Consider the following 25,426-nt stretch of genomic DNA (forward strand, 5'->3'; position numbering starts at 1 on the left):
GCGGGAAGAAAGAACCGGAAATGACTGAAACCCCTGCCAAGCACGAGGTCGACACCCCGGCCGCGGAGGCGCTCGCGCAGACCCAGAACCCGACCGCGGCCATCTCCGACTTCGGCATCGACACGACATCGATGTCAGCCGGCGAAGCGATCCGCGACTACTTCGCCCGCCTGCGGGCCGGCGAGCTCGGCGCGCTGCCGTCGCTGTTCGGCCTGCTCGTGCTCGTCATCCTGTTCAGCGCGCTGTCGGACAACTTCTTCACGCTGGCCAACATCGCCAACGTGTTCCCGCAGGGCGCGGGCGTCATCATCATCGCGATGGGCATCGTGTTCGTGCTGCTGCTCGGCGAGATCGACCTCGCCGCCGGTGTGGCCTCCGGTGTCGCCGCTTCCGTGATGGCCCTGCACTACGTCCAGAACGGGAACCTGCTGGGCAACATGGGCACCGGCGTGTTCATCACCTTCATCGGGGTGCTCGCCCTGGCCATGCTGCTGTCGGCCTACCAGCGGATCTGGGCGGGTGCCGCGCTGTCGCTGATCGGCCTGCTGATCGTGGCGATCGGCGTCCCGGCCAACGCCTGGCTCGAGATCCTGCTGGCGATCTGCGTCGGCACCGCGATCGGCTGCATCACCGGCTTCCTCGTGTCGAAGATCGGCATGCCGTCGTTCGTCGTGACGCTCGCGCTGTTCATCGTGTGGCAGGGCGTCCTGCTGCAGTTCATCGGTGAGGGCGGCACGATCGGCATCAGCAACTCGGACATCCTGTACAAGATCGCCAACGGCAACCTGAACATCCTCGGCAGCTGGATCTTCTTCCTCGTCGCGGCCGGCGGGTTCGCGGTGATCACGCTGATCAGCCACTTCAAGCGGCTCCAGCGCGGCCTGGTCGTCCAGCCGACGGCGCTGGTGCTGATCAAGGTCGGCGCGCTGGTCGTGCTGTCGGCGATCGGGACCTGGCTGCTGACGATCAACCGCTCGCCGAACAAGGCGGTCGTCACGATCGAGGGCGTCCCGTACGTCATCCCGATCATGCTCGTGCTGCTGGTGGCCGGCACGTACGTGCTCAACCGGACCAAGTACGGCCGGTACGTCTACGCGGTCGGCGGCAACAAGGAAGCCGCCCGCCGCGCCGGTATCGACGTGCCGAAGATCCGGGCGAGCGTGTTCGTCATCGGTTCGGCGGTCGCGGCCATCGGCGGCATCGTCGCCGCGTCGAAGGTCGGCTCGGTCAGCCCGCAGTCCGGTGGCCTCAACACCCTGCTGTTCTCGGTGGGCGCCGCGGTCATCGGCGGCACGTCGCTGTTCGGCGGCAAGGGCCGGATCTCCGACGCGGTCGTCGGCGGCCTGGTGATCGCCGTGGTCATCAACGGCCTGGGCCTGCTCAAGCAGCCGGCCGCGGTGGTCAACATCATCACCGGTCTGGTCCTGCTCCTCGCCGCCACGGTCGACGCGCTGTCCCGGCGCCGCGCGGCTGCGTCGGCGCGCTGAACCAGCATGGGATGATAAAGCCCGTGACCAGCACGCCCGTTGCTCGACCGGACGAGGTGCGCCGGCACAACCGCACGACACTGCTCCGCCTGCTGCACGTCGGCGGGCCGAGCACCCGGGCGACCCTGGCCGCCGAGCTGGGGCTCAACCGGAGCACGATCAAGACCCTCGTCGACGGGCTCGCCGAAGCCGGCGTCGTCGAGGAGAAGGTGCCGAGGCCGGGACGAGGGGCGGGCCGCCCCTCGCTCCTGGTCCTGCCCCAGCCGCACGCGGCGGTCGTGCTCGCGGTCGACCTGCAGGTCGAGCACGTCGCGATCGCCCTGGTCGGGCTCGGCGGGCAGATCCTGGGCCGCAACAGCTGGAACCTGCGCGGCCGGATGGGGCAGCCCGAGGAGGTCATCACCCACGTCATCGAGTCGACGGCCATCCTGGCCGGCGACCTCGACGTGACTCCGGTGGCGGCCGGGGTGTCGGTGCCCGGCGTCGTGCGGCGGGCGGACGGGCACGTGCACGAGGCGCCGAACCTGCGCTGGACCGACGTGGCGCTGGGCGAGCGGCTCGGCGGGGTGCTGCAGATCCCGATCCTGGTCGGCAACGACGCCGAGTTCGGCGCGGTCGCCGAGCACCTGCGCGGCGCGGCCCGCGGGGCGTCCGACGTGGTGTACATCTCGGCGGACGTCGGCGTCGGCGGCGGCGTCATCGCCGAGGGCTCGGCGCTGCGCGGCGGCTCGGGGTACGTCGGCGAGATCGGGCACATGGTGATCCGGCCCGACGGGCGGCCCTGCTACTGCGGCAGCAGCGGCTGCTGGGAGACCGAGGTCGGCGAGGCGGCGCTGTGCCGGGCGCTCGGGCTGGCCGAGGACACCCCGCGCGGGGCGATCCTGTTCGAGCTGCGCGAGCTGGGCCGCGCCCCGGAGGCGGCGCTGACGCGGCTCGCGGAGTTCGCCGAATGGCTGACGCTCGGGCTGATCAACGTCGTCAACCTGCTGGGACCCCAGCTGGTGATCCTCGGCGACCTGCTGACGGTGCTGCCGGAGGCGGTGCTGCGGCAGGTCGGCGCCGAGGTGCGCCGGCGCAGCCTGGTGAGCCGGGCGGTCGGGGGCACGCGGATCGTCAGCTCGGCGCTGGGGGCCGACGGCAAGCTGCTCGGGGCCGCCGAGGTGGCGTTCGAAGTCGTGCTGGATTCTGTCTGATTTCCTGTCCGGTCCCGTGTCCGGAATTACCGCTTTTCGCCGCCATAACGTGATTTACGACACGCAATGTGCAAGATGCAGAAAGGCGGCCGGTGCCTGTGCGCACCGGCCGCCTTTCGCGTCTGCAGGGTTACCGCTGGATGTCGGCGGACAGTTCCTTGAGCTTGGCCTCGTGCTCGCGGGCGTGGTGCCCGCAGAAGAGCAGTTCGCCACCCGTGCTGAGGATGGCTCGTACCTGAGCTGCTGCTCCGCACCGGTCACAGCGGTCGGCGGCGGTCAGTTCGGGGCGGGTGAGCGTCGGCGATGTCATGGGGGTCTCCCTCCGTCCCGGCACCGGTCGCCCGGTGCCATCGATCCAGCTACGCCCACTTCGGGACTGCTACCGGTGGCGGCGATCGCCTCCGGCTCCGCGTGTTCGTGCTTCCACTGTTCCAGACGTTTCGCGGCTCGCAAGTGTTCCCGCGCCGGTGGGACCTGAGTCACGTCGATTTACCCCGGATGTCGTAGCGGAGTCCCGCATTCCAGGAGACGTTTACCCGGAGAGTTACGTTTTCCGTGGTCAGGCACCATGGGCTGGTGAGTACGGTGACTTCCCCGCGACGGCTTTCCCGGGTACCGGCGCCGCTCTTGTTCGTTCTCAGCGGAATTTCGATGTACGCCGGAGCGGCGGTGGCGGTCGGCCTTTTCGGCCACGCGACCCCGGCGGGCGTGGCCTGGCTCCGCTGCCTGGGAGCGGCGGTGGTCCTCCTGGCCTGGCGCCGCCCGGGCCGCGCGGCGTGGCGAGGCCGCCGCCTGGCGCTGGCGATCGTGTTCGGCGTGGTGACGGCGGGCATGAACGTGCTGTTCTACGAGGCGATCGCCCGGCTGCCCCTGGGCACGGCGGTGGCGATGGAGTTCGCCGGCCCGGTGGTGGTGGCCGCCCTGGGCTCCCGCACGGTGCGGGACGTGTGCGCGCTGGTCCTGGTCGCGGCGGGGGTGGTGGCGATCGCGGACGTCCGCCTGAGCGGGAGTTTCTGGGGAGTGGTGTTCGCACTGGGGGCGGCATTGGCCTGGGCGGGGTACATCCTGCTGGGCAAGCGGGTGGCGGTGGGCGGCGACGGCATCGACAGCCTGGCGATCGGCTTTTTCGCGGGGACGGTCGTGTTGTCCCCGCTGGCGGTGGGCACGGGTTCGGTCTGGGCCTCGCCACGGTTGCTGCTCTTGGGCATCGGGGTCGGGGTGCTGTCGACGGTGGTGCCGTACGCGCTGGACCAGGTGGTTCTGCGGCGGGTGGGCCAGGCGAGGTTCGCGACGCTGCTGGCGCTGCTCCCGGTGACGGCGGGCGTGCTGGGGTTCGCGCTGCTCGGACAGGTGCCTTCGCTGCCGGAAGCGGTGGGGACGCTGGCGGTGGTGGCGGGGGTGGCGCTGCGGAGCCGGGAGGGGCCGGCTGGGGAGCCGCCGGGATGAAGGGGTTCGGCGGCTGCCGGTTGCCCACAAGGTGGCCGCGCTGTGGACAACCCCTCTTCGGCGAGCTTTTCCGTCGGCCGCGACCGATACGCTGAAGCGGGGCGGATCCCCCGGGAGGGTGGGCCCTGCGGCGGGGGCGGTCCTGCGGCGGGGCGGTCCTGCGGCGAGGGGCGGCCCTGCGGTGGGGGCGGCCGCGCGGCGGGCCGGGCAACGAGCGCGTGGCGAGCGCAGCCTCGTCGGCGCGGTCCGGCTGATCCCTGGCCGGCAGCCCGGACCCGATCGTGATGGCCCCCACCCCGCCCGCCCGGGATACTTACCCCGGGCGGCAGGAAGCGGGTGATCATGACCAAGGCGGCGTCGGCCGCGGCGAAGGACTTCGCCGCCGCCGGAGTGGGTGGGGTTCACCTGGCCTGGGCCGACAACAACGGCATCCCGCGCTCGCGGATCGTGCCCGTTGGCGGGCTGGCCGATGCCGCCACGCGCGGTGTCGGGGCGACCTCGCTCTTCGCCGTCTTCGACAGCCATGACGCCATCACCTACGCGCACGAAGACCTCGCCACGCCGTCCGGGGACATCCGGCTCGTGCCCGTTGTCGAGCGGCTGCGGCGGCTGGCCGGGCAGCCCGCGCTCGCCTGGGCGCCCGTCCGGCAGGTCACCCGGGACGGCGATCCGTGGCCCTACTGCCAGCGCGCCGTCCTCGAAACGCAAGTCGCCGAAGCAGCGAAGCGCGGGCTCGAGTTCCGGGCCGGCTACGAAATGGAATTCGCCGTCACGCCCGCCGGGAGCTCCGATGTCCTGGCCGCGCCCGGGCACCCCGGGCCCGCCTACAGCCCGCACGCCCTCGTCGGGATCGACGGCTTCGTCGGGGCCCTCCTGCACGACTTCGCGGCCAACGGCCTGCGGATCGGCAAGCTGCACGCCGAGTACGGCGTCGCGCAGCTCGAACTGTCGCTGGCCGCCACCGATCCCGTTTCCGCCGCCGATGACCAGCTGCTCGCGCGGCAGACCATCCACGCCGCCGCGCGGGTGCACGGTCTCGCCGTCAGCTTCGCGCCGCTGATCGGCCTCGGGGCGGCCGGCAACGGGTGGCACCTGCACACCTCGGTCCGCCGCCACGGCCGCAACCTTCTCGAAAGCGGGAACACGGGCCGGCCGGACGGGGAAGGGGCCGGCTACCTCGCCGGGCTGCTGCGCGACCTGCCGGCCCTGACCGCGATCACCGCGCCGAGCGTGCCCTCGACGCTGCGGCTGCGGCCCGGCTACTTCGCGGGCGCGTACACGTTCTGGGGCGTCGAGAACCGGGAGGCGCCGCTGCGGTACGTCCCCGGCTCGGCGCTGCTGGGCGCCGACCACGCGAACGTCGAGCTCAAGACGTCCGACGCCTCGGCCAACCCGTACCTCGCGCTGGCGGTCGTGCTCGCCGCCGGGATGGCCGGCATCGAGGACGCGCCCGAGCTGCCCGAGCCGATCGGGGCGGACCCGGGCGGCTGGCCGGAGGACGACCGCGAAGCCCGCGGGGTGCGCCGGCTGCCGGCGAACCCCGCCGAACAGGACGCCGCCCTGGTGGCGTCGCCGCGGATCGCCGGCGTGCTCGGCGACGAGCTGCTGGGTGCCTTCCGCGCGGTCCGGGCCTCCGACGCGGCGTGGGCGGCCGACCGCACGGCCGACGAAATCGTCGCCGCTCACCTTTGGCGCTACTAAGGGGACCGATGTCTTCGGGGATCGACGGCGGACAGCTCGACCTGTCCGGGGTGCGGTGGCTACCCGGCGGGGCGCGGCTGGCCGCGGTGGCCCAGGCGGAGCTGCCGCAGAAGGACGGCCTGGCCGCGGCGTTCTGCGGGCTCGCCGCGCTGCGGGCGGCCGGGCTCGACGTGGCCGACCAGGACGCCGTCGCGGCGGCCGCGGGCACGGTCCGGGGCCCGGTCGTGCGCCCGCCGGGTGAGCCGGGCCGGCGCGGCTTCCGGCTGCCGCTGCCGGTCGTCGACGATCCGGCCGCGGCGGGCACCCGGGTTTCCAGCCTGGCGACGGCCGTCGGATCGCTGTCGCGGGGCGCCCTCGCGGCGGTGCCGGTCACGGGGGAGTGGAGCACCGAGACGCTGTTCGACCTGCTGGCCGGGCTGTGGGACGTCCCGCGCGTGGCCGTGATCGCCCGGGTCGACGCCGCCGAGCTCGGCGCCCACGACACCCCGGAACGCGCGCTGCTCGACTACCTCGACACCGGCGTCCCGCCACTGTGGACGTCCCGCTGGCGGCCGCCCGGTGGCCACTTCGTGCTCCTGGCAGGCATCCGCATCGGTGCCGAGGGCACCCTGCTGTCCGTTGTGGACACTTACCCGTCGCTCGGCGACCACGGCCGCCACGACCAGCCGGTCGAATGGGTGACGGCGGCACTGGCCGGGCTCGGTGTCCTCGTCGTGGTCGACGCCGGCCAGGCCGGCGTGGTGCGGGCGGCGGCTCGTGACGCCGGGCTCACTCCGTCCTACTGGGACTGACCGGCGTCCTGGTCGCGAAACGCGAGTGGCGGCGGCCGTAGGCGAAGTAGATCACCAGGCCGATCGCCAGCCACGCGGCGAACCGGATCCACGTCAGGACGTTCAGGTTGAGCATCAGGTACAGGCACGCCAGCGCGGCCACGACCGGGACCACCGGGGAGAACGGCACCTTGAACGGCCGTTCGAGGCCGGGACGGCGGCGGCGCAGCACCGGGACGGCCACGGCGACGATGATCATCGCCGACAGCGCGCCGATGCTCACCATGTCGGCAAGCTCGGCAATCGGGACGAACGCGGCCAAGACGGCGATCAGCGCCGCGCCGCCGATGGTCATCCGGTGCGGGGTGCCCCACCGCGGGTGCGCGGTGCCGAGTGCCTTCGGCAGCAGGCCGTCGCGGCCCATCGCGAACCCGATTCGCCCGATCGTGACCAGCTCGACCATCATCACCGACGTCAGCCCGGTGACCGCGCCGAGGGAGATCAGCGCGCCCACCCAGTGCTGGCCGACCCGGTCGAACGCGTCGGCCAGCGGCGCGCCGGTGTCGATGTCGGTGAACGGGACCATGCCGGTCAGCACGATCGAGACGCCGATGTAGAGCAGCGCGCAGACGCCCAGCGCGCCGAGGATGCCGACGCGCAGGTCCTTGCGCGGGTTCAGCGTCTCCTCGCCGAGGTTCGCGAGCGCTTCGAAGCCGGTGTAGGCGAAGAACACGACGGCGGCCGCGGTGATCATGCCGGCGAGGCCGTAGACCGACTGTTCCAGGCCCAGCGCCGCTTGGACCACCGGTTGCTCCAGCGCCGTCGCGCCGGCCTCGGGTGCCCGCGCCGGCGGGATGAACGGCGTCAGGTTCGCGCCCTTGACGAAGAACAGCCCGACCGCGAGCACCAGCACGCAGACCGCGACCTTCACGCACACCAGCAGGTTGGTCACCCAGGCCGACTCCTTGATGCCCCGCACGGCGACGACGGTCAGCACGGCGATGACGAGCACCGCGCCGATGTTGATCTTCGCGTCTTCGCCGAACCACTCCGGCGACAGCCCGAGCAGGTTGGCCAGGTACCCCGACCAGCCACGCGACACGACGGCGGCGCCGAGCGCGAACTCCAGCAGCAGGTCCCAGCCGATGATCCAGGCGAACACCTCGCCGAGGGTGGCGAAGGCGTAGGTGTAAGCGCTTCCCGCCGTCGGGACGCTGGAGGCGAGCTCGGCGTAGCACAGCGCCGCGAGCCCGGCGACGACCGCGCCCAGCACGAACGACAGCGTCACCGCGGGCCCCGCGTGGGTCTTCGCCTCGACGCCGGCCAAGGTGAAGATGCCGGTGCCGATGATGATCCCGACACCGAACCCGACCAGGTCGCGCCCGCGCAGCCGGCGTTTGAGCTCTCCGGAGTCCTGGCGCTCCAGGACCTCGTCCACGTTCAGCGTTCGCCGCTCACCCATGAGGAGAAGTTAAAAGCTCACGGGTCTTTCCGCAGATCGGCCGCGGTCAGGCCGTTCTCCTGGGCGAGGATGGCGGCTTGCACGCGGGAGCGCAGGTCGAGCTTGGCGAGCACGCGCGAGACGTGCGTCTTCACCGTCGTCTCGCCGATGTGCAGCCGGGTGGCGATCTGGGCGTTCGACAGGCCCTCGCCGAGGCAGCCGAGCACCTCGCGCTCGCGCTCGGTCAGGTCGCCGAGGCCGGGCGGCGCCGGGCCCGGCTCCGGGCCCGACGCGGCGAAGGCGGTGATCAGCCGCCGCGTGACCTGCGGGGCGAGCACGCCGTCCCCGGCCGCGACGAGTTTCACGGCTTCGATCAGGCGGGGCGCTTCGACCGATTTGAGCAGGAATCCGGCCGCTCCGGCCCGCAGCGCGCCGTGCACGTACTCGTCGAGGTCGAACGTGGTCAGCACGAGCACCTGCGTGAGGCCTTCGGCGACCAGCTGCCGGGTGGCGGCGATGCCGTCGGTGCCCGGCATCCGGACGTCCATCAGGGTGACGTCCGGCCGCAGCGCCCGCGCCTGCCGGACGGCGGCGGCGCCGTCGGCGGCCTCGCCGACGACCTGGATGCCCTCGGCGTGGCCGAGGATGGTGGTGAGGCCGAACCGGACGGCGCTGTGGTCGTCGGCGACCAGGACGCGGATGGTCATCGCGGCCCTCGGGGGTTCCGGGTGGCGGAAGCCCCGGCCCGGGGCGAAGCACCGGTTGTCACTGTGGTCTTTCGGGGGTTCCGGGTGGCGGAGCCCCCGGCCCGGGGCGAAGCACCGGTTGTCATAGTGCCCCGCCGACCGGGAGCTCCGCGCGGACCAGCCAGCCGTCGCCCGCCGGGCCCGCGGTGAGCTCGCCGCCCACCGCGTCGGCGCGCTCGCGCATGCTCAGCAGGCCCGTTCCGCCGCCGGCCGCGGGAAGCGGGGCGCGGACGTCGTTGCGGACCTCCACCGCCAGCACGCCGTCGACGCAGTGGACGGCGATGTCCACCCGGCCGCCCGGGGCGTGCTTGACGGCGTTGGTCAGCGCCTCCTGCGCGATCCGGTACGCCGTCAGGTCGACCGCCGCCGGCAGTGGCAGTCGATCGTCCACTGTGGAATCGACGTGCACCTCCAGCCCGCTCGCCCTGGCCGACTCCACCAGCTTGGCCAGGTCCGCGAGCCGGGCGGGCGCGGTCGTCTCCGCGGCTCCGCCGTCGGCCTTGAGCAGCCCGATCATCGCGCGCATCTCCTCCAGGGCGCTGACACTGTTCTCCCGCACCGACTCCAGCACCGCCTTCGCCAGTTTCGGGTCCGGCAGCGACAGCGCCGCCTCCGACTGGATGGCGATGGCCGAAAGGTGCCCGGCGATCACGTCGTGCAGGTCGCGGGCCATCCGCCCGCGTTCGGCGGCGACCGCCGCCCGCCGGTCCAGGTCCGCGATCTTCGCCACCTGTGCCGCGTTCGCCCGCTCGGTCTCGGCGACGTCGCGCTGCTGGCGGACGTTCGCCGCCCACCACACCGGCGTGATGACGAACGGCAGCAGGGAGACCGCGGCCAGCACCGCCGTCCGCCACTGCTGCGCGAGGACCAGCACGGCGGCGAGCACGCCCACCACGGACAACGCGGCGAGGCCGATCATCACCCGGCTCGCGCGCCGGGTGCCGTAGAGGGTCGCCGCGTACAGGAAGTCGGTGTAGACGATCAGCACCGGCAGCGACGGGCCGAGCCAGAGGTCCGCCGCGACCACCGCCGTGGCGAGCACGAGCGCGAGGGGCGCTCGCCGGCGGATCAGCTGGAGCCCGCACAGCATGCCGAGCTCCAGCAGCCGCACGCCCAGCGCCGCGTGGTCGTACCCGCTCACGATCCGGTGGGCGCCGGTCGCGTAGACGAGGAACCCGAGCAGCCAGGAGGCCAGCGCGATCAGGCCGTCCTGCTGCCACACCGGGAGCGAGCGCAGGCGGGGGAGAGGCACTCGATCATCCCAGCACACCCGCGCCGGGCCCGCGTCCTACGAAGTGATGACGGCGGGTCGTCCCCTTCGCCGACGCGCCCGGCCGCGCCGGCGCGCGAGCGTGGCGGGGTGGAAGAGATCGGGAAGTTCTTCGCGGAGAATCCGATGGCCGCCGTCATCGCGGCGGGCGAGATCGGGTTCTGGGTGTTCATCGCGGCGGGGCTGGCGGTGCGGTACGTGCTGCGCGCTCGGCGCGCGTCGGCGGTGCTGCTGGCCATGGTGCCGCTGGTCGACGTCGTGGTGCTGGTGGCGACCGTGCTCGACCTGTCGGCCGGGGGCAAGCCGGGGTTCACCCACGGCCTCGCGGCCGTCTACCTCGGCTTCAGCGTGGTGTTCGGGCCGAGCATGGTCCGGTGGGCGGACGCACGGTTCGCGCACCGGTTCGCCGGCGGCCCGCCGCCACCGCCGAAGCTGCAGGGGCGCGAGCGGGCGCGGTACGAGTGGCGCGAGTGGGGCAAGTGCCTGCTGGCCTGCGGGCTCGCCGCGGTGGCCCTGCTGGCGGCGATCTTCGCGATCGGCGAGCCGGAGCGGGTGGCGCCGCTGTGGGGGTGGTTCCCGCGGCTGGGCACCGTCACGACGATCTGGCTGTTCGCCGGGCCGGTGTGGCAGGAGCTGTTCGGCACGAGGGAGGAGGTGCGGTCGTGATCGAGCTGGTCGGGATCCTGCTGGTGGTGCAGGGCGGCGGCGGGTTGCTGAACCGGCTGCTCGGGGCGCAGTCGCCGAGCTGGTTCGTCCAGCTGCACGTGCTGCCGCCGTCGCTGCACGTCGTGGCCAGCGTGGTGATGGTGCTCGCGGGGCTGGCGGTGCTGGCCGGGATCCGGCGGAAGGGCCAGGGGTGACGGGCGGCGGGAGCGTCTGGGGGTCGCTCCCGCCACCGGAGTGATGTCGCCCGTGCGGATGGCGGGAACGGCCGGGCACCGGAATGCTGGTGCGGTGCCCGAACAGATCCCCGCCCTGCACGAGCTCGCCCACCGCCACGGCGTCGCCACGCGGTACCAGAACGCCGACCGGGTCTGGGTCGACGTGGCCGACGACGTCGTCGTCGCCGTCCTCGGCCAGTTCGGTGTCGATGCCTCCAGTGACGTCGCCATCGCCGCCGCGCTGGGCGCCGCGCGGGAAACTCCGGCCGCGCTTCCGCCGACCATCGTCGTGCGGGAGGGCACCGGCCGGACGCTGGGCGTCGACGCCGAAGTCGTGCTCGAAGACGGGACGCGGCTGCGGGCCGGCGGGGAGCTGCCGGCGGACCTGCCGCTCGGGTGGCACCGGGTGGTCACCGCCGACCAGGAGGTCGTCCTCGCCGTCGTGCCCGCGAAACTGCCCCGGGTGCGGCCCGCCTGGGGGTGGATGCTGCAGCTCTACGCCCTGCACTCGGCCGGGTCCTGGGGCATCGGCGACTACGCCGACCTCGCCACCTTCGCCGCCCGGTCGGCCGCCGAACTCGACGCCGGCGTCCTGCTGGTCAACCCGGTGCAGGCGATCAGCCCCGCCCACCCGGTCGAACGGTCGCCCTACTCGCCCGCCAGCCGGCGGTTCGCCAACCCCGTCTACCTGCGCGTCACCGCCACCGAGACGTTCCAGCGCGCCGACGCCGCCATCCGGGCGGCGGTCGAGTCGCTGGCCCCGGACCGCGAGGGCGAACTGATCGACTACGACGCCGTCTGGACCGCCAAGCGCGCCGCCCTCGAACTGCTGTGGCCGCACCGGGTCGAAGAGGTGCCCGAAGACGGCGATCTCGACGGCTTCGCCCTCTTCTGCGCCCTCGCCGAGCAGCACGGCGGGGACTGGCGGGAGTGGCCGGCGGAGCTGCACGACCCGGCGGGACCCGCGACGGCGAAGGCGCGCGAGGAGCGGAAGGAGCGCGTCGCCTTCCACGCGTGGCTCCAGCACCTCTGCCGGGTCCAGCTGGAAACCGCCCGGACCGCCGCGCGCGAGGCCGGGATGACCGTCGGGATCGTGCACGACCTGCCCGTCGGCGTGCACCCCGGCGGCGCCGACACCTGGGCGATCCGGGACGTCTTCGCCGCCGACGTGCGGGTCGGCGCGCCGCCCGACGCCTTCAACCAGCAGGGGCAGGACTGGAACCTGCCGCCGTGGCGGCCGGACAAGCTGGCCGAAGCCGGGTACGCGCCCTTCCGGGACGTCATCCGGGGTGTCCTGCGCTTCGCCGACGGCATCCGCGTCGACCACATCGCCGGCCTGTGGCGGCTGTGGTGGATCCCGCCGGGCGAGCCCGCGCACCGCGGCACGTACGTCTCCTACGACGCCGAGGCGATGGTCGGCGTGCTCGCGCTCGAAGCGCACCGGGCCGGCGCCGTCGTCGTGGGGGAGGACCTCGGCACCGTCGAGGAGGTCGTCACCGACACCTTGCACGATCGGGGGATGCTCACCTCGGCGGTGCTGTGGTTCGAACGCGACTGGGACGCGCCCGGCCGGCCGTTCACCCCACCCGAAAGCTGGGATCCGGACGCCATGGCCAGCATTTCCACGCACGACCTGCCGACCGTCGGAGGCTGGCTGAAGAGCGAGCACGTCCGGGTCCGGGCCGAGCTGGGCCTGCTGGACCGCGGGGTCGAAGCCGAAGAAGAGGCGGCCGCCGAGGAACGCGCGGCGCTGCTGGACCTCGTTGCGCGGGAAGGGATTCCGGACGACGACCCGGTCGTCGCGTTGCACACCTTGCTCGCGAAGGCGGCTTCGCGGCTCGTGCTGACCTCGCCGGCCGATGTGGCGGGCCAGGTGCGGCAGCCGAATCTGCCCGGAACGGTCGACCAGTACCCTAACTGGCGGATTCGCCTGCCCGTCAGCGTGGACGGCTTCTTCACCGCGAAGGGGGTCCGCGCCGCGGTCGCGCCGCTGGCGGCGGCCCGGCCGCTGCCCCGGTAACGACGGTCACGAGGTAACGACCACCCCGTCGCGCGCGACCCCCGGTGATACGCCACCGGCACGACCCAAGCACGAGGAGACACCCAGTGCGGCCCTGGCCCGGAACGCCCTACCCGCTCGGCGCCACCTACGACGGAGTCGGGACGAACTTCGCCCTGTTCTCCGAGGTGGCCGAGCGCGTCGAACTGTGCCTGTTCGACGCCGAGGGCAAGGAGACGCGCCACGTGCTCGAAGAGGTCGACGGCTTCGTCCACCACGGCTACCTGCTCAACGTCGGGCCCGGCCGGCGCTACGGCTTCCGCGTGCACGGCCCGTACGACCCGGAGCGCGGGCTGCGCTGCAACCCGAACAAGCTGCTCATCGACCCGTACGCGAAGGCCGTCTCACACGGCGTGAAGTGGGACGAGTCGCTGTTCGGCTACCGGTTCGCCAACCCGGCCGAGCGCAACGACGACGACTCCGCCGGCCGCGTGCCGTATTCGCTGGTGGCGAACCCGTTCTTCGACTGGGGCAACGACCGGCAGCCGAAGCGGCCGTACAACGAGACGGTCATCTACGAGGCCCACGTCAAGGGCATGACCGTGCATCACCCGTTCGTGCCCGAAGCGCTGCGGGGCACGTACGCCGGTCTCGCGCACCCCGCCGTCGTCGAGCACTTGCAGAAGCTCGGCGTGACCGCGGTGGAACTGCTGCCGGTGCACCAGTTCGTCACCGATCACGGCCTCGCGGAAAAGGGCCTGACGAACTACTGGGGGTACAACACGATCGGGTACTTCGCGCCGCACGACTCCTACGCGGCGATGCCCGGCGAGGGCGGGCAGGTCCAGGAATTCAAGGGCATGGTCAAGGCCCTCCACGAAGCCGGGATCGAAGTCATCCTCGACGTGGTTTACAACCACACCGCCGAGGGCAACCACCTCGGGCCGACCCTGTCGATGCGCGGCATCGACAACGAGGCCTACTACCGCCTGGTCGAGGGGGAGCCCGAGTACTACATGGACTACACCGGCACCGGGAACTCGCTGAACGTGCGCAACCCGCACACCCTGCAGCTGATCATGGACTCGCTGCGGTACTGGGTGACGGAGATGCACGTCGACGGCTTCCGGTTCGACCTCGCTTCGGCGCTGGCGCGCGAGTTCTACGACGTCGACCGGCTGTCGACGTTCTTCGACCTGGTGCAGCAGGACCCGATCGTCAGCCAGGTGAAGCTGATCGCCGAGCCGTGGGACGTCGGCCCCGGTGGTTACCAGGTCGGCAACTTCCCGCCGCTGTGGACCGAGTGGAACGGCAAGTTCCGGGACACGGTGAGAGACTTCTGGCGGGGTGAACCGAAGACGCTGGGGGAGTTCGCCTCGCGCATCACCGGCTCGTCGGACCTCTACCAGGACGACGGCCGCCGCCCGTTCGCGTCGATCAACTTCGTCACCGCGCACGACGGCTTCACGCTGCGGGACCTGGTGTCCTACAACGAAAAGCACAACGAGGCCAACGGCGAGGACGGCCGCGACGGCGCCGACGACAACCGGTCGTGGAACTGCGGCGTCGAAGGCGAGACCGACGACCCCGAGGTACTGACCCTGCGCGCGCGGCAGCAGCGCAACATGCTCGCCACGCTGATGCTGTCGCAGGGCGTGCCGATGATCCTGCACGGCGACGAGTTCGGCCGCACCCAGCGGGGCAACAACAACGTCTACTGCCAGGACTCGGAACTGTCCTGGATGGACTGGGAGCTGGCCAAGGAGAACGCGGACCTGGTCAAGTTCACCGCCGGGCTGGGCGCGTTCCGGCACCGGCACCCGGTGTTCCGCCGCCGCCGCTTCTTCCAGGGTGGCCCGGTCGGCAAGGGCGAGAAGCTCGGCGACATCGCCTGGTTCACCCCGGCCGGCGAGGAGATGACCGAGCAGAACTGGGACGACGGCTTCGGCAAGGCGGTCGTCGTCTTCCTCAACGGCAAGGCGATCCCCGACCTCGACCAGCGCGGCATGAAGGTCGAGGACGACTCGTTCCTGCTCGCCTTCAACGCCCACTACGAGGACATCGACACCACGCTCCCGGGCAACGGCTACGGGGAGAGCTGGACCGTCGTGGTCGACACCGCGACCGGCGAGGTCGAACCCGCTGACGCGAAACCGGTCGAAGGCGGCGGCCGGCTCACCCTGCCCGCCCGGTCCCTGATCGTGCTGCAACGGACGGAGACGGAATCCGCATGACGGTCCCGGAGTCGACCTACCGGGTGCAGCTGCGCCCGGAGTTCACCTTCGCCGACGCCGCCGGCATCGCCGGCTACCTGCGCGACCTCGGCATCGGCGCGCTGTACGCGTCGCCGGTGCTGGACGCGACTCCCGGTTCGACGCACGGCTACGACGTCGTCGACCCGACGCGCGCCCGGCCCGCGCTGGGCGGTGAAGGGGCGCGCCAGGAGCTCTCCGCGCTGCTGAAGGAGCTCGGGCTCGGCCTGGTGGTCGACATCGTGCCGAACCACATGTCGGTCGAGGTACCGAAGGCGAACCCCTGGTGGTGGGACGTGCTCAAGCACGGCCGCGGCTCGGAGTACGCGGAGTTCTTCGACATCGACTGGGACCGCGGCCCGCTCCTGCTGCCCGTCCTCGGCGGCGACGACGCGGTCGCCGAACTCGCGGTCGACGGCGACGAGCTGGTCTACCACGACCACCGCTTCCCGCTCGCACCCGGCACGGAAACCGGGACGCCGCAAGAGATCCACGAGCGCCAGCACTACCGCCTGATCGGCTGGCGCCGCGGCAATGCCGAGCTGGGCTACCGCCGCTTCTTCGACATCACGAACCTGGCCGCGGTCCGCGTCGAAGACCCCAAAGTGTTCGCCGAGACGCACGGCGAGGTGCTGCGCTGGGTCGCCGACGGCGACGTCACCGGCCTGCGCGTCGACCACCCCGACGGCCTCGCCGACCCGGGCGGCTACTTCCGGCGGCTGCGGGCGAACGCGCCGAACGCGTGGATCGTGGCCGAGAAGATCCTGCACCCGGGCGAGCCGCTGCCGCAGAGCTGGCCGGTCGACGGCACCACCGGCTACGACGCCCTGCGCGAGATCGCCGGCGTCTTCGTCGACCCGGCGGGCGAGCCCGGCTTCACCGCGCTGGCGAACGAGCTGGGCGTGAAGACCGGCTACCACCGCGTCGAGGCCGAAGCCCGGCGGCTGGTCACCGATCGCATCCTGGTCGCGGAGGTCCGGCGGATCGCCGCGCTGCTGCGGGACGTCGACACCGAGGCGGCGCGCGCGGCCGTCGCCGAGACCATGATCGCCTTCCCCGTCTACCGCTCGTACCTGCCCGAAGGCACGGCGCACTGGGCCGTCGCGATCGACGGCGCCCGCCAGGCCCGGCCCGACCTCGGCGACGCGCTCGACGCCCTCGACGCGCAGGTCCGCGCCGAGCCGGCCGGCGAGCTGGCCACCCGGATCCAGCAGACGTCCGGCATGGTCGTGGCCAAGGGCACCGAGGACACGACGTTCTACCGCTACACGCGCTTCGCGGCGCTCAACGAGGTCGGCGGCAACCCGGACCGCTTCGGGCTCGACGTCGAGGAGTTCCACCGGCTGGCCGCCGAGCGCGAGGCCGGCCACCCGGCCGCGATGACGACGCTGACCACGCACGACACCAAACGGTCCGAGGACACCCGCGCCCGGATGGCCGTGCTGGCGGAACTGCCCCGTGAGTTCGCCGACGCGGTCCGGCGGTGGAGCGCGCGCCACGGCATCGACGAGCCGTCGCTGAACCTGCTGGCCTGGCAGACGCTGGTGTCGACCTGGCCGATCGAGCCGGCCCGGCTGCGGGACTACCTCGACAAGGCGGCCAAGGAAGCCAAGCTCCGGACCAGCTGGACCGACCACGACGAGGCCTTCGAGGCCGCCGTCGCCGCCTGGCCCGACGCCGTCGTGAACGACCCCGACGTGGCCGCGTTCGTCGCGCGGATCGAGCGGCCGGGCTGGAGCAACTCACTCGGCCAGAAGCTCGTCCAGCTGACCGCGCCCGGCGTCCCGGACGTCTACCAGGGCACCGAGCTGTGGGACTTCTCCCTGGTCGACCCGGACAACCGCCGCCCGGTCGACTACGCCGCGCGGCGCGAGATCCTGGCCCGGATCGTCGACGGCGAGCTGCCGGAGATCGACGCGTCGGGAGCGGCGAAGCTGCTGGTGGTGCACAAGGCGCTGAAGCTGCGCCAGGAGCACCCCGCGTTGTTCCGCGGCTACCGGCCGCTGCGGGCCGAGGGGGTCGCGGCGGCCCACTGCCTGGCCTACACGCGCAGCCCCGGCCTCGCCGTGGCGGTGACCCGGCTGCCCGTCGGTCTCGAAGCCGGCGGCGGCTGGCGCGACACGGTCCTCCCGCTGCCCGACGGCGTCTGGACCGACGTCCTGACCGGCCGGGAGGTCACCGGCGACGTGGCCACCCTGTTCGAGCGATACCCCGTCGCGTTGCTGCTGCGAGGAGACGCATGAAGTTCAGCGTGTGGGCCCCGGCGGCCCGCCGGGTCCGGGTCAGCGTCGACGCGGGCGTGCACGAGATGACCGCGGGCGACGGCGGCTGGTGGCACGCCGACGCCGACGGCGTCAACTACGCCTTCCTCCTCGACGACGACGAGAAGCCGCTGCCGGACCCGCGCTCACGGCACCAGCCGCACGGCGTCCACGCCGAGTCGCGCGTCTACGACCACGGCGAGTTCGCCTGGACCGACGACGCGTGGCACGGCCGTCAGCTGCCCGGTGCCGTCCTCTACGAGCTCCACATCGGCACGTTCACCGAGGGCGGCACCTTCGACGCGGCGATCGAGCGGCTCGGCCACCTCGTCGACCTCGGTATCACGCACGTCGAGCTGCTGCCGGTCAACTCCTTCGACGGCACCGCGGGCTGGGGCTACGACGGCGTCCTGTGGGGCGCGGTCCACGAGCCCTACGGCGGCCCGGACGGGCTCAAGCGGTTCGTCGACGCGGCCCACGCGCGTGGCCTGGCCGTCGTGCTCGACGTCGTCTACAACCACCTCGGGCCGTCCGGCGCCTACCTCGACAGGTTCGGGCCGTACTTCGCCGGGCGGAACGACTGGGGGCCCGGCCTCAACCTCGACGGCCCCGGCTCCGACGAGGTCCGCCGGTACGTGATCGACAACGCGCTGAGCTGGCTGCGCGACTTCCACATCGACGCCCTGCGCCTCGACGCCGTGCACGCGCTGCTCGACCGGCGGGCCGTCCACCTGCTCGAACAGCTCGCCGGCGAGGTCGACGCGCTGTCGGCGGCGCTGAACCGGCCGCTGACCCTGATCGCCGAGTCCGACCTCAACGACCCGCGGCTCGTCACGCCCCGCGAGCGCGGCGGCTACGGCCTGCACGCCCAGTGGTCGGACGACCTGCACCACGCCCTGCACGTCAAGGTCACCGGCGAGACGACCGGGTACTACACGGACTTCGCCGCGCCGGACGCCCTGGAGCGGGTGCTGCGCGAGGTGTTCTTCCACGCCGGCACCTGGTCGTCGTTCCGGGAGCGGACCCACGGCCGGCCGGTCGACACGCGGACCGTGCCCGGCCACCGCTTCCTCGGCTACCTGCAGAACCACGACCAGATCGGCAACCGCGCCACCGGCGACCGGCTGTCCGCGACGGTCTCGCGCGACCGGCTGGCCTGCGGCGCGGCGATCCTGTTCTGCTCGCCGTACACGCCGATGGTGTTCATGGGGGAGGAGTGGGCGGCGAGCACGCCGTGGCAGTTCTTCGCGTCCTTCCCCGACCCGGAGCTGGCCGAGGCCGTCCGCACGGGCCGCCGTCGCGAGTTCTCCCGGCACGGCTGGGGCGAGTCGGACGTGCCCGACCCGATGGACCCGGCGACCGTCGAACGCTCGCGGCTGGACTGGACCGAGGTCGGGCGTCCCGGTCACCGTGAGGTGCTGGATCTCTACCGCGCGTTGATCCGGCTGCGCCGCGAACGGCCGGAGCTGGCCGACCCGTGGGTCGCCGACCTGCGGATCGACTCCGCGCCGGACGGTTCCTGGCTCGTGCTGCACCGCGGCACGCTGCGGCTGGCGGTCAACTTCGGCGTCGGCCCGGTCACGCTCCCGCTCGGCGCCACCGCAACCCTGCTGACCTGGGCGGACGCCACTGTGGACGGGGGTGCCGCGCACCTGCCGCCGGACGGTTTCGTGCTGGTCGAGACGAAGTAACCGTCCGGCACACCGCGCACGAAGCACCCCCGATCTGGGACGATTCAGGAATGGCCACACGACCCTCCGCCGACCACGTCCTCGCCGGCCGTCCCTTCCCGCTCGGGGCCCACCCCGAGGCCGGCGGGGTGCGGTTCGCGATCACGTCCGCCGTCGCGGACGCCGTCGACCTGTGCCTGATCGACGCCGACGGGTCGGAACGCCGGATCGCGCTCACCGAGCGCACCTTCGGCGTCTGGCACGGCCTGGTGCCCGGGGTGACGCCGGGGCAGCGGTACGGCTACCGGATCCACGGCCCGTACGACCCGGCCCGCGGCCTGCGGTGCAACCCGCACAAGCTGCTCGTCGACCCGTACGCCCGGCAGATCACCGGCGGGCTGACCGACCTGGCCGCGGCGCAGGGCTTCAGCGGCGACCCGGAGCGCGGACCCATGTCCACTGTGGACTCCCTGGGCAGCGTGCCGCTGTCGGTGGTCACCTCGCCCGGCGGCCCGGACACCGGGACCAAGCCGGAGGTGCCGTTCGAGGAGTCGGTGGTCTACGAGCTGCACGTCAAGGGCTTCACCCAGCAGCACCCGTTCATCCCGGAGGCGCTGCGCGGCACCTACCTCGGCCTGGCCCACCCAGTGGCGATCGAATACCTGACCCGCCTCGGCGTCACCTCCGTCGAGCTGCTGCCGGTGCACGCGTTCCTCGACGAGCCCTCGCTGATCCGGGCCGGGCGGCACAACTACTGGGGCTACTCGCCGCTCGGCTTCTTCGCCCCGCACGCCGCGTACGCCAGCGAGCCCGGCCACGAGGTCGAGGAGTTCCGGCTGATGGTGGCCGCGCTGCACGCGGCGGGCATCGAGGTGATCCTCGACGTCGTGTTCAACCACACCTGCGAGGGTGGGCCGGACGGGCCGACGCTGAGCTTCCGCGGGCTGAACGCGCCGGTGTACTACCTGCACACCGACCGCGGGCACATGGCCGACATCACCGGCTGCGGCAACACCCTCGAAGCCGGCTCGCCGACCGTGGTCCGGCTGGTCACCGATTCGCTGCGGTACTGGACGCAGGAGATGGGTGTCGACGGCTTCCGGTTCGACCTCGCCAGTACGCTCGGGCGGCCGCGCGGCGGCGCGTTCAACGACGCGTCGACCCTGCTGACGGCGATCACCACGGACCCGGTGCTCTCGCGCTGCAAGCTGATCGCCGAGCCGTGGGACGCGACCGGCGAGGGCTACCGCGTCGGCGGCTTCGGCGCCCAGTGGGCGGAGTGGAACGGCCGCTACCGCGACACCGTGCGTGACTTCTGGCGCGGCGCGACCGGCGTCCGCGACCTCGCCTACCGGCTGTCCGGTTCGTCCGATCTGTACGACCACAACCTGCGGCGGCCGTGGCAGTCGATCAACTTCGTCACCGCGCACGACGGCTTCACGCTGCGGGACCTGGTGTCGTACAACGAAAAGCACAACGAAGCCAACGGCGAGGACAACCGCGACGGCACCAACGACAACCGCTCGTGGAACCACGGCGCCGAAGGCGACACCGCCGACCCGGGGATCCGGGAGCTGCGCGCCCGGCAGGCCCGGAACATGTTCGCCACGCTGCTGCTGTCCACCGGCACCCCGATGCTGACCATGGGCGACGAGTTCTGGCGCACCCAGCGCGGCAACAACAACGCGTACTGCCTCGACGACGAGACGTCGTGGTTCGACTGGACCCCGGACGACCCCGAGGCCGAGGCCATGCTGGCGTTCGCCCGCCGGGTGGTGCGGCTGCGCGCGAACAGCCCGGCCCTGCGGCAGCCGGAGTTCTTCGAAGGCCGGACCACGCCGACCGGCAAGCCCGACCTGGTCTGGTTCCGCCCGGACGGCGAGGAGTTCGGCGAGACCGACTGGTTCGAGGACCGCCACACGCTCGGCATGTGGATCGACGGCTCGAACAGCCAGGCCCGCAACCGGGACGGCGAGCTGGTGCCGGACCACTCGTGGCTGCTGTGGCTGCACGCGGGCGACGCCCCGGCCGAGGTGATCCTCCCGGGCCGCGAGTACGGCGAGACCTTCAAGCCGACGCTGGACACGAGCACCGCGGACGGCAGCCCGGCCAACCCGGGCCCCCTCGAAGCCAAGAGCCGCGTGACCCTCCGGTCCCGCTCCCTGCTCCTGCTCCGGGCCCCGCGCCTGGCGGCGGAACCGCACCCCGAACCCTACTGACGCGTACGCGGGCGAATCGTCCGTTGGGGTACGGGTTTCGGCCGTTCGGGCTCGCGTGTCGCGCGGACGCGGTCTGGCGCCCGGTGTGCGCTTGGCCGTAACCTGCTCGACACGCGCCCGGAACTCGTTGCGCCGAAAGCGTTTCGGATGATCCGTTTTGGGTACAGGGATAGAGAACCCTGCCTCGTGGGCGCTTGATCGAGTCAGGCAGACTGTCGCCGTCTGCGTCCAACCGACACACCGAGGGGCGTTGCCCATGACCGGCCGGCTCGGCATCGACGACGTCTCCCCCAGCGTGAGCTGCGGCCGGTATCCGGCCAAAGCCGTTGTGGGGGAACACATCCCGGTCTTCGCGACCGTCTGGCGCGAAGGCCACGACGCCGTCGCGGCCACGGTCGCGTGGCGCGGCCCGGACGACCGGCTGACCCGCCAGACGCGGATGGCGCCGCGCGGCTCCGACCACCCCGACGAGTTCGCCGCGGTGATCGCCCCGGACACCACCGGACTGTGGACGTTCCGGGTCGACGCGTGGGGCGACCCCTGGGCGACGTGGGAGCACGCCGTCGAGGTGAAGGTCGCCGCCGGGCAGGGGCCCGAGGACCTCGCGAACGACCTCGAGAACGGCGCCCGGCTGATCGAGCGCGTCTCCCGCCGTCCCGACCGCCGGGCCGAAAAAGCCCTCCTGACCGGCGCGGTGAAGGCCCTGCGCGACGAAGAGCGCGGCCTCGCCGAGCGCGTCGGGCCCGCGCTCTCGCCCGAGGTCCGCCAGGTCATGCACGAGTTCCCGGTGCGCGAGCTGATCACCAAGGGCAAGCCGCACAAGATCTGGGTCGACCGCCGCCGCGCCGCGTACGGCTCCTGGTACGAGCTGTTCCCCCGCTCGACCGGCGGGCTCGACGCCGAGGGCAAGCCGGTGCACGGCACCTTCGCCACCGCCGCGACCGCCCTCGACCGGGTCGCGAAGATGGGCTTCGACGTCGTCTACCTCCCGCCGATTCACCCGATCGGGCGAGTGAACCGCAAGGGACCCAACAACACCCTCGACGCCAAGCCGGAGGACGTCGGCTCGCCGTGGGCGATCGGCGCCGACGAGGGCGGCCACGACGCCATCCACCCCGACCTCGGCACCTTCGAGGACTTCGACGCCTTCGTCGCGCGCGCGGACGAACTCGGCATGGAGGTGGCGCTCGACTTCGCGCTGCAGGCCGCGCCCGACCACCCGTGGGTCCTCAAGCACCCCGAGTTCTTCACCACGCGCCCGGACGGCTCGATCGCGTACGCGGAGAACCCGCCGAAGAAGTACCAGGACATCTACCCGATCAACTTCGACAACGACCCCAAGGCCGTCTACGAAGAGATGCTGCGGGTCATCACCGTCTGGATCGACCACGGGGTGAAGATCTTCCGGGTCGACAACCCGCACACCAAGCCGCCGGACTTCTGGGCCTGGCTGATCCAGTCGGTCAAGGACGCCCACCCGGACGTGCTGTTCCTGGCCGAGGCGTTCACCCGGCCGGCGCGGCTGTGGGGCCTGGCCCGGCTCGGCTTCACCCAGAGCTACACCTACTTCACCTGGCGGACCGGCAAGCAGGAGCTGATCGACTTCGCCATCGACCTGCGCGAGCACTGGAACGAGGGCAGGCCGAACCTGTTCGTCAACACCCCGGACATCCTCCACGAGTCGCTGCAGCGCGGCGGGCCGGGCATGTTCGCGCTGCGGGCCGCGCTCGCGGCGACGATCTCGCCGACCTGGGGCGTCTACTCCGGCTACGAGCTGTTCGAGCACGTCCCGGTCCGCGAAGGCAGCGAGGAGTACCTGGACTCCGAGAAGTACCAGCTGCGCCCGCGCGACTTCGAGCGCGCGCTCGCCGAAGGGCGGTCGCTGGAGCCGTGGCTGGCGAAGCTGAACGCCGTCCGCAAGGCGCACCCGGCGCTGCAGCAGATGCGCACCCTGCACTTCCACCACGTCGACAACGACGCGCTGCTGGCCTACTCCAAACAGGACCCGGCCACCGGCGACACCGTGGTCACGGTCGTCACCCTCGACCCGTACGCGCCCCAAGAGGGCACGCTCTGGCTCGACACCGGCGCGCTCGGCTTCGAAGCGCACGAACGGCTCATCGCCCACGACGAGGTCACCGGCGACACGTGGGACTGGGGTCCGGCGAACTACGTCCGCCTCGAACCCTGGCGGGCGGTGGCGCACGTGGTGTCGGTGCGGCGACGGCTGGCCGGCTGAGAGCGGAAGGACAGGAATCTTCAGGGACGAGGTGGAGCACATGGCGGATGAGGCCCGGCCCGACGCGGCGTTGGGGCTGGAAGGCGTGCCGCACACCGGTGAGGCGATCACCGCGGACGGCATGCTGGTGGAACCGCAGGCCGGCGACTTCCGGTCGGCGCAGCAGGCGCCGAGCAACCCGGCGTGGTTCAAGGGCGCGGTCTTCTACGAAGTGCTGGTGCGCGCGTTCGCCGACTCCAACGGCGACGGCACCGGCGACCTGCGCGGGCTGGCCGGGAGACTCGACTACCTGGCCTGGCTGGGCATCGACTGCCTGTGGCTGCCGCCGTTCTACGCCTCGCCGCTGCGCGACGGCGGGTACGACATCAGCGACTTCCGCGCGGTGCTGCCGGAGTTCGGCAGCGTCGAGGACTTCGTCTTCCTGCTCAACGAGGCGCACCGGCGCGGTATCCGGGTCATCACCGACCTCGTGCTCAACCACACCTCGGACGCGCACCCGTGGTTCCAGCAGTCCCGCAGTGAGCCCGACGGCCCGTACGGCGACTACTACGTGTGGAGCGACGACGACTCCCGCTACGCCGACGCGCGGATCATCTTCGTCGACACCGAGACGTCGAACTGGACCTACGACCCGGTCCGCGGCCAGTTCTACTGGCACCGGTTCTTCTCCCACCAGCCCGACCTGAACTACGAGAACGTCGACGTCCAGAACGCGATGATCGACGTCCTGCGCTTCTGGCTGGACCTGGGCATCGACGGCTTCCGCCTCGACGCCGTGCCGTACCTGTTCGAGCAGGAGGGCACCAACTGCGAGAACCTGCCGCGCACGCACGAGTTCCTCAAGCGCTGCCGCAAGGTCGTCGACGACGAGTACCCCGGCCGGATCCTGCTCGCCGAGGCCAACCAGTGGCCCTCGGACGTCGTCGAGTACTTCGGCGACCCGGCCGTCGGCGGCGACGAGTGCCACATGGCGTTCCACTTCCCGCTGATGCCGCGGATCTTCATGGCGGTGCGGCGCGAGTCCCGGTTCCCGATTTCGGAGATCCTCGACCAGACCCCGGAAATCCCCAGCGGCACGCAGTGGGGCATCTTCCTGCGCAACCACGACGAGCTGACCCTCGAGATGGTCACCGACGAAGAGCGCGACTACATGTACGCGGAGTACGCCAAGGACCCGCGCATGAAGGCCAACATCGGCATCCGCCGGAGGCTCGCGCCGCTGCTGGACAACGACCGCAACCAGCAGGAGCTGTTCACCGCGATGCTGCTGTCCCTCCCCGGTTCGCCCGTTCTGTACTACGGTGACGAGATCGGCATGGGAGACAACATCTGGCTCGGCGACCGCGACGCGGTCCGCACGCCCATGCAGTGGACCCCCGACCGCAACGCCGGGTTCTCCTCCTGCGACCCGGGCCGCATCTACCTGCCGGTGATCATGGACCCGGTGTACGGCTACCAGGGCCTGAACGTCGAGGCGCAGTCGAACAACGACGCCTCGCTGCTCAACTGGACCCGCCGGATGATCGAGGTGCGCAAGCAGCACCACGCGTTCGCCGAGGGCGAGTTCGTCGACCTCGGCGGGTCCAACCCGAGCGTGCTGGCCTACAAGCGCCAGTGGCGGCGCCCGGACGGCGGCGAGGACGTCGTGCTCTGCGTGAACAACCTCTCCCGGTTCCCGCAGCCGGTGGAGCTGGACCTGTCCGCGCACCGCGGGTGCACGCCGGTGGAGCTCACCGGCGGCGTCCGGTTCCCGAGCATCGGCGAGCTGTCGTACCTGCTGACGCTGCCGGGCCACGGCTTCTACTGGTTCCAGCTGACGAGCACGGGAGACGAAGGCGAAGCGAGGTGAGT

Annotated in this window: 18 protein-coding genes; 14 read left to right on the plus strand and 4 right to left on the minus strand. The window is 72.0% G+C overall.

Going from position 1 to position 25,426, the window contains the following annotated elements:
- Positions 1 to 20 precede the first annotated feature (20 nt).
- Together I4Q55_RS27165 and I4Q55_RS27170 are read left to right on the plus strand one after the other, a co-directional pair.
- On the plus strand, positions 21 to 1,487 hold the full coding sequence (locus tag I4Q55_RS27165; RefSeq protein WP_206791539.1) for a sugar ABC transporter permease: 1,467 nt from the start codon (positions 21 to 23) through the stop codon (positions 1,485 to 1,487).
- A gap of 11 nt (positions 1,488 to 1,498) precedes the next feature.
- Positions 1,499 to 2,680: an ROK family transcriptional regulator gene (locus tag I4Q55_RS27170; protein ID WP_206791541.1), complete on the plus strand. Its 1,182-nt coding sequence runs from the start codon at positions 1,499 to 1,501 to the stop codon at positions 2,678 to 2,680.
- Positions 2,681 to 2,810: 130 nt separating this feature from the next.
- Here the strand turns inward: I4Q55_RS27170 and I4Q55_RS27175 are convergent, their stop codons facing one another.
- Entirely contained in the window at positions 2,811 to 2,990 is a 180-nt protein-coding gene (locus tag I4Q55_RS27175) for a hypothetical protein (protein ID WP_004561029.1), read from the minus strand.
- A gap of 341 nt (positions 2,991 to 3,331) precedes the next feature.
- On the opposite strand from I4Q55_RS27175, the gene I4Q55_RS27180 reads away from it, so the two are divergent.
- From I4Q55_RS27180 to I4Q55_RS27190, 3 genes are all read left to right on the plus strand, one after another.
- The gene (locus tag I4Q55_RS27180; protein WP_206791542.1) at positions 3,332 to 4,126 is read left to right on the plus strand and encodes a DMT family transporter; all 795 of its coding nucleotides are present in this window, start codon (positions 3,332 to 3,334) and stop codon (positions 4,124 to 4,126) included.
- A 342-nt stretch (positions 4,127 to 4,468) separates the two neighbouring features.
- Positions 4,469 to 5,827 (plus strand): glutamine synthetase, encoded by a 1,359-nt coding sequence (locus I4Q55_RS27185; RefSeq protein ID WP_206791543.1) that lies wholly within the window; start codon positions 4,469 to 4,471, stop codon positions 5,825 to 5,827.
- A gap of 8 nt (positions 5,828 to 5,835) precedes the next feature.
- Positions 5,836 to 6,618 (plus strand): hypothetical protein, encoded by a 783-nt coding sequence (locus I4Q55_RS27190; RefSeq protein ID WP_206791544.1) that lies wholly within the window; start codon positions 5,836 to 5,838, stop codon positions 6,616 to 6,618.
- Here the strand turns inward: I4Q55_RS27190 and I4Q55_RS27195 are convergent.
- The 3 genes from I4Q55_RS27195 to I4Q55_RS27205 form a co-directional block, all read right to left on the minus strand.
- Positions 6,596 to 8,059 carry an amino acid permease gene (locus I4Q55_RS27195; protein ID WP_206791545.1) on the minus strand — a complete coding sequence of 488 codons (1,464 nt, stop codon included), beginning with the start codon at positions 8,057 to 8,059 and terminating at the stop codon, positions 6,596 to 6,598. The two genes, I4Q55_RS27190 and I4Q55_RS27195, sit on opposite strands and share 23 nt — an antisense overlap.
- A gap of 17 nt (positions 8,060 to 8,076) precedes the next feature.
- A complete protein-coding gene (locus I4Q55_RS27200) occupies positions 8,077 to 8,745 on the minus strand; it encodes a response regulator transcription factor (RefSeq protein WP_206791546.1) in 669 nt (222 codons plus the stop codon).
- 121 nt (positions 8,746 to 8,866) lie between these two features.
- Positions 8,867 to 10,036 carry a sensor histidine kinase gene (locus I4Q55_RS27205; RefSeq protein WP_206791547.1) on the minus strand — a complete coding sequence of 390 codons (1,170 nt, stop codon included), beginning with the start codon at positions 10,034 to 10,036 and terminating at the stop codon, positions 8,867 to 8,869.
- A 144-nt stretch (positions 10,037 to 10,180) separates the two neighbouring features.
- Here I4Q55_RS27205 and I4Q55_RS27210 point away from each other — a divergent pair, with 144 nt between their 5' ends.
- The 9 genes from I4Q55_RS27210 to treS all read left to right on the plus strand — a co-directional run bounded on the left by I4Q55_RS27210 (position 10,181) and on the right by treS (position 25,424).
- Positions 10,181 to 10,720 (plus strand): hypothetical protein, encoded by a 540-nt coding sequence (locus tag I4Q55_RS27210; protein WP_242546836.1) that lies wholly within the window; start codon positions 10,181 to 10,183, stop codon positions 10,718 to 10,720.
- On the plus strand, positions 10,717 to 10,914 hold the full coding sequence (locus tag I4Q55_RS27215; protein ID WP_206791549.1) for a hypothetical protein: 198 nt from the start codon (positions 10,717 to 10,719) through the stop codon (positions 10,912 to 10,914). The genes I4Q55_RS27210 and I4Q55_RS27215 overlap by 4 nt, the downstream gene beginning before the upstream one ends.
- Positions 10,915 to 10,972: 58 nt before the next feature.
- Positions 10,973 to 12,955: a 4-alpha-glucanotransferase gene (gene malQ, locus I4Q55_RS27220; RefSeq protein ID WP_242546838.1), complete on the plus strand. Its 1,983-nt coding sequence runs from the start codon at positions 10,973 to 10,975 to the stop codon at positions 12,953 to 12,955.
- Positions 12,956 to 13,041: 86 nt separating this feature from the next.
- Positions 13,042 to 15,168: a glycogen debranching protein GlgX gene (gene glgX, locus I4Q55_RS27225; protein WP_206791553.1), complete on the plus strand. Its 2,127-nt coding sequence runs from the start codon at positions 13,042 to 13,044 to the stop codon at positions 15,166 to 15,168.
- Positions 15,165 to 17,429, plus strand: coding sequence for a malto-oligosyltrehalose synthase (gene treY / locus I4Q55_RS27230; protein WP_206791554.1), 2,265 nt, complete (start codon positions 15,165 to 15,167; stop codon positions 17,427 to 17,429). The genes glgX (I4Q55_RS27225) and treY overlap by 4 nt, the downstream gene beginning before the upstream one ends.
- On the plus strand, positions 17,426 to 19,138 hold the full coding sequence (treZ, locus tag I4Q55_RS27235; protein ID WP_206791555.1) for a malto-oligosyltrehalose trehalohydrolase: 1,713 nt from the start codon (positions 17,426 to 17,428) through the stop codon (positions 19,136 to 19,138). Before treY ends, treZ begins: the two co-directional genes overlap by 4 nt.
- A gap of 50 nt (positions 19,139 to 19,188) precedes the next feature.
- Positions 19,189 to 21,336, plus strand: a complete 2,148-nt coding sequence (glgX, locus tag I4Q55_RS27240) for a glycogen debranching protein GlgX (protein WP_206791556.1) — start codon at positions 19,189 to 19,191, stop codon at positions 21,334 to 21,336.
- Positions 21,337 to 21,592: 256 nt separating this feature from the next.
- Positions 21,593 to 23,575, plus strand: coding sequence for a maltotransferase domain-containing protein (locus I4Q55_RS27245; RefSeq protein WP_206791557.1), 1,983 nt, complete (start codon positions 21,593 to 21,595; stop codon positions 23,573 to 23,575).
- 40 nt (positions 23,576 to 23,615) lie between these two features.
- Positions 23,616 to 25,424, plus strand: a complete 1,809-nt coding sequence (gene treS, locus I4Q55_RS27250; protein WP_206791558.1) for a maltose alpha-D-glucosyltransferase — start codon at positions 23,616 to 23,618, stop codon at positions 25,422 to 25,424.
- The last annotated feature ends 2 nt before the right edge of the window (positions 25,425 to 25,426 follow it).

This window comes from Amycolatopsis sp. MtRt-6 (genome assembly GCF_017308975.1).
In the GTDB taxonomy this organism is placed as follows: domain Bacteria; phylum Actinomycetota; class Actinomycetes; order Mycobacteriales; family Pseudonocardiaceae; genus Amycolatopsis.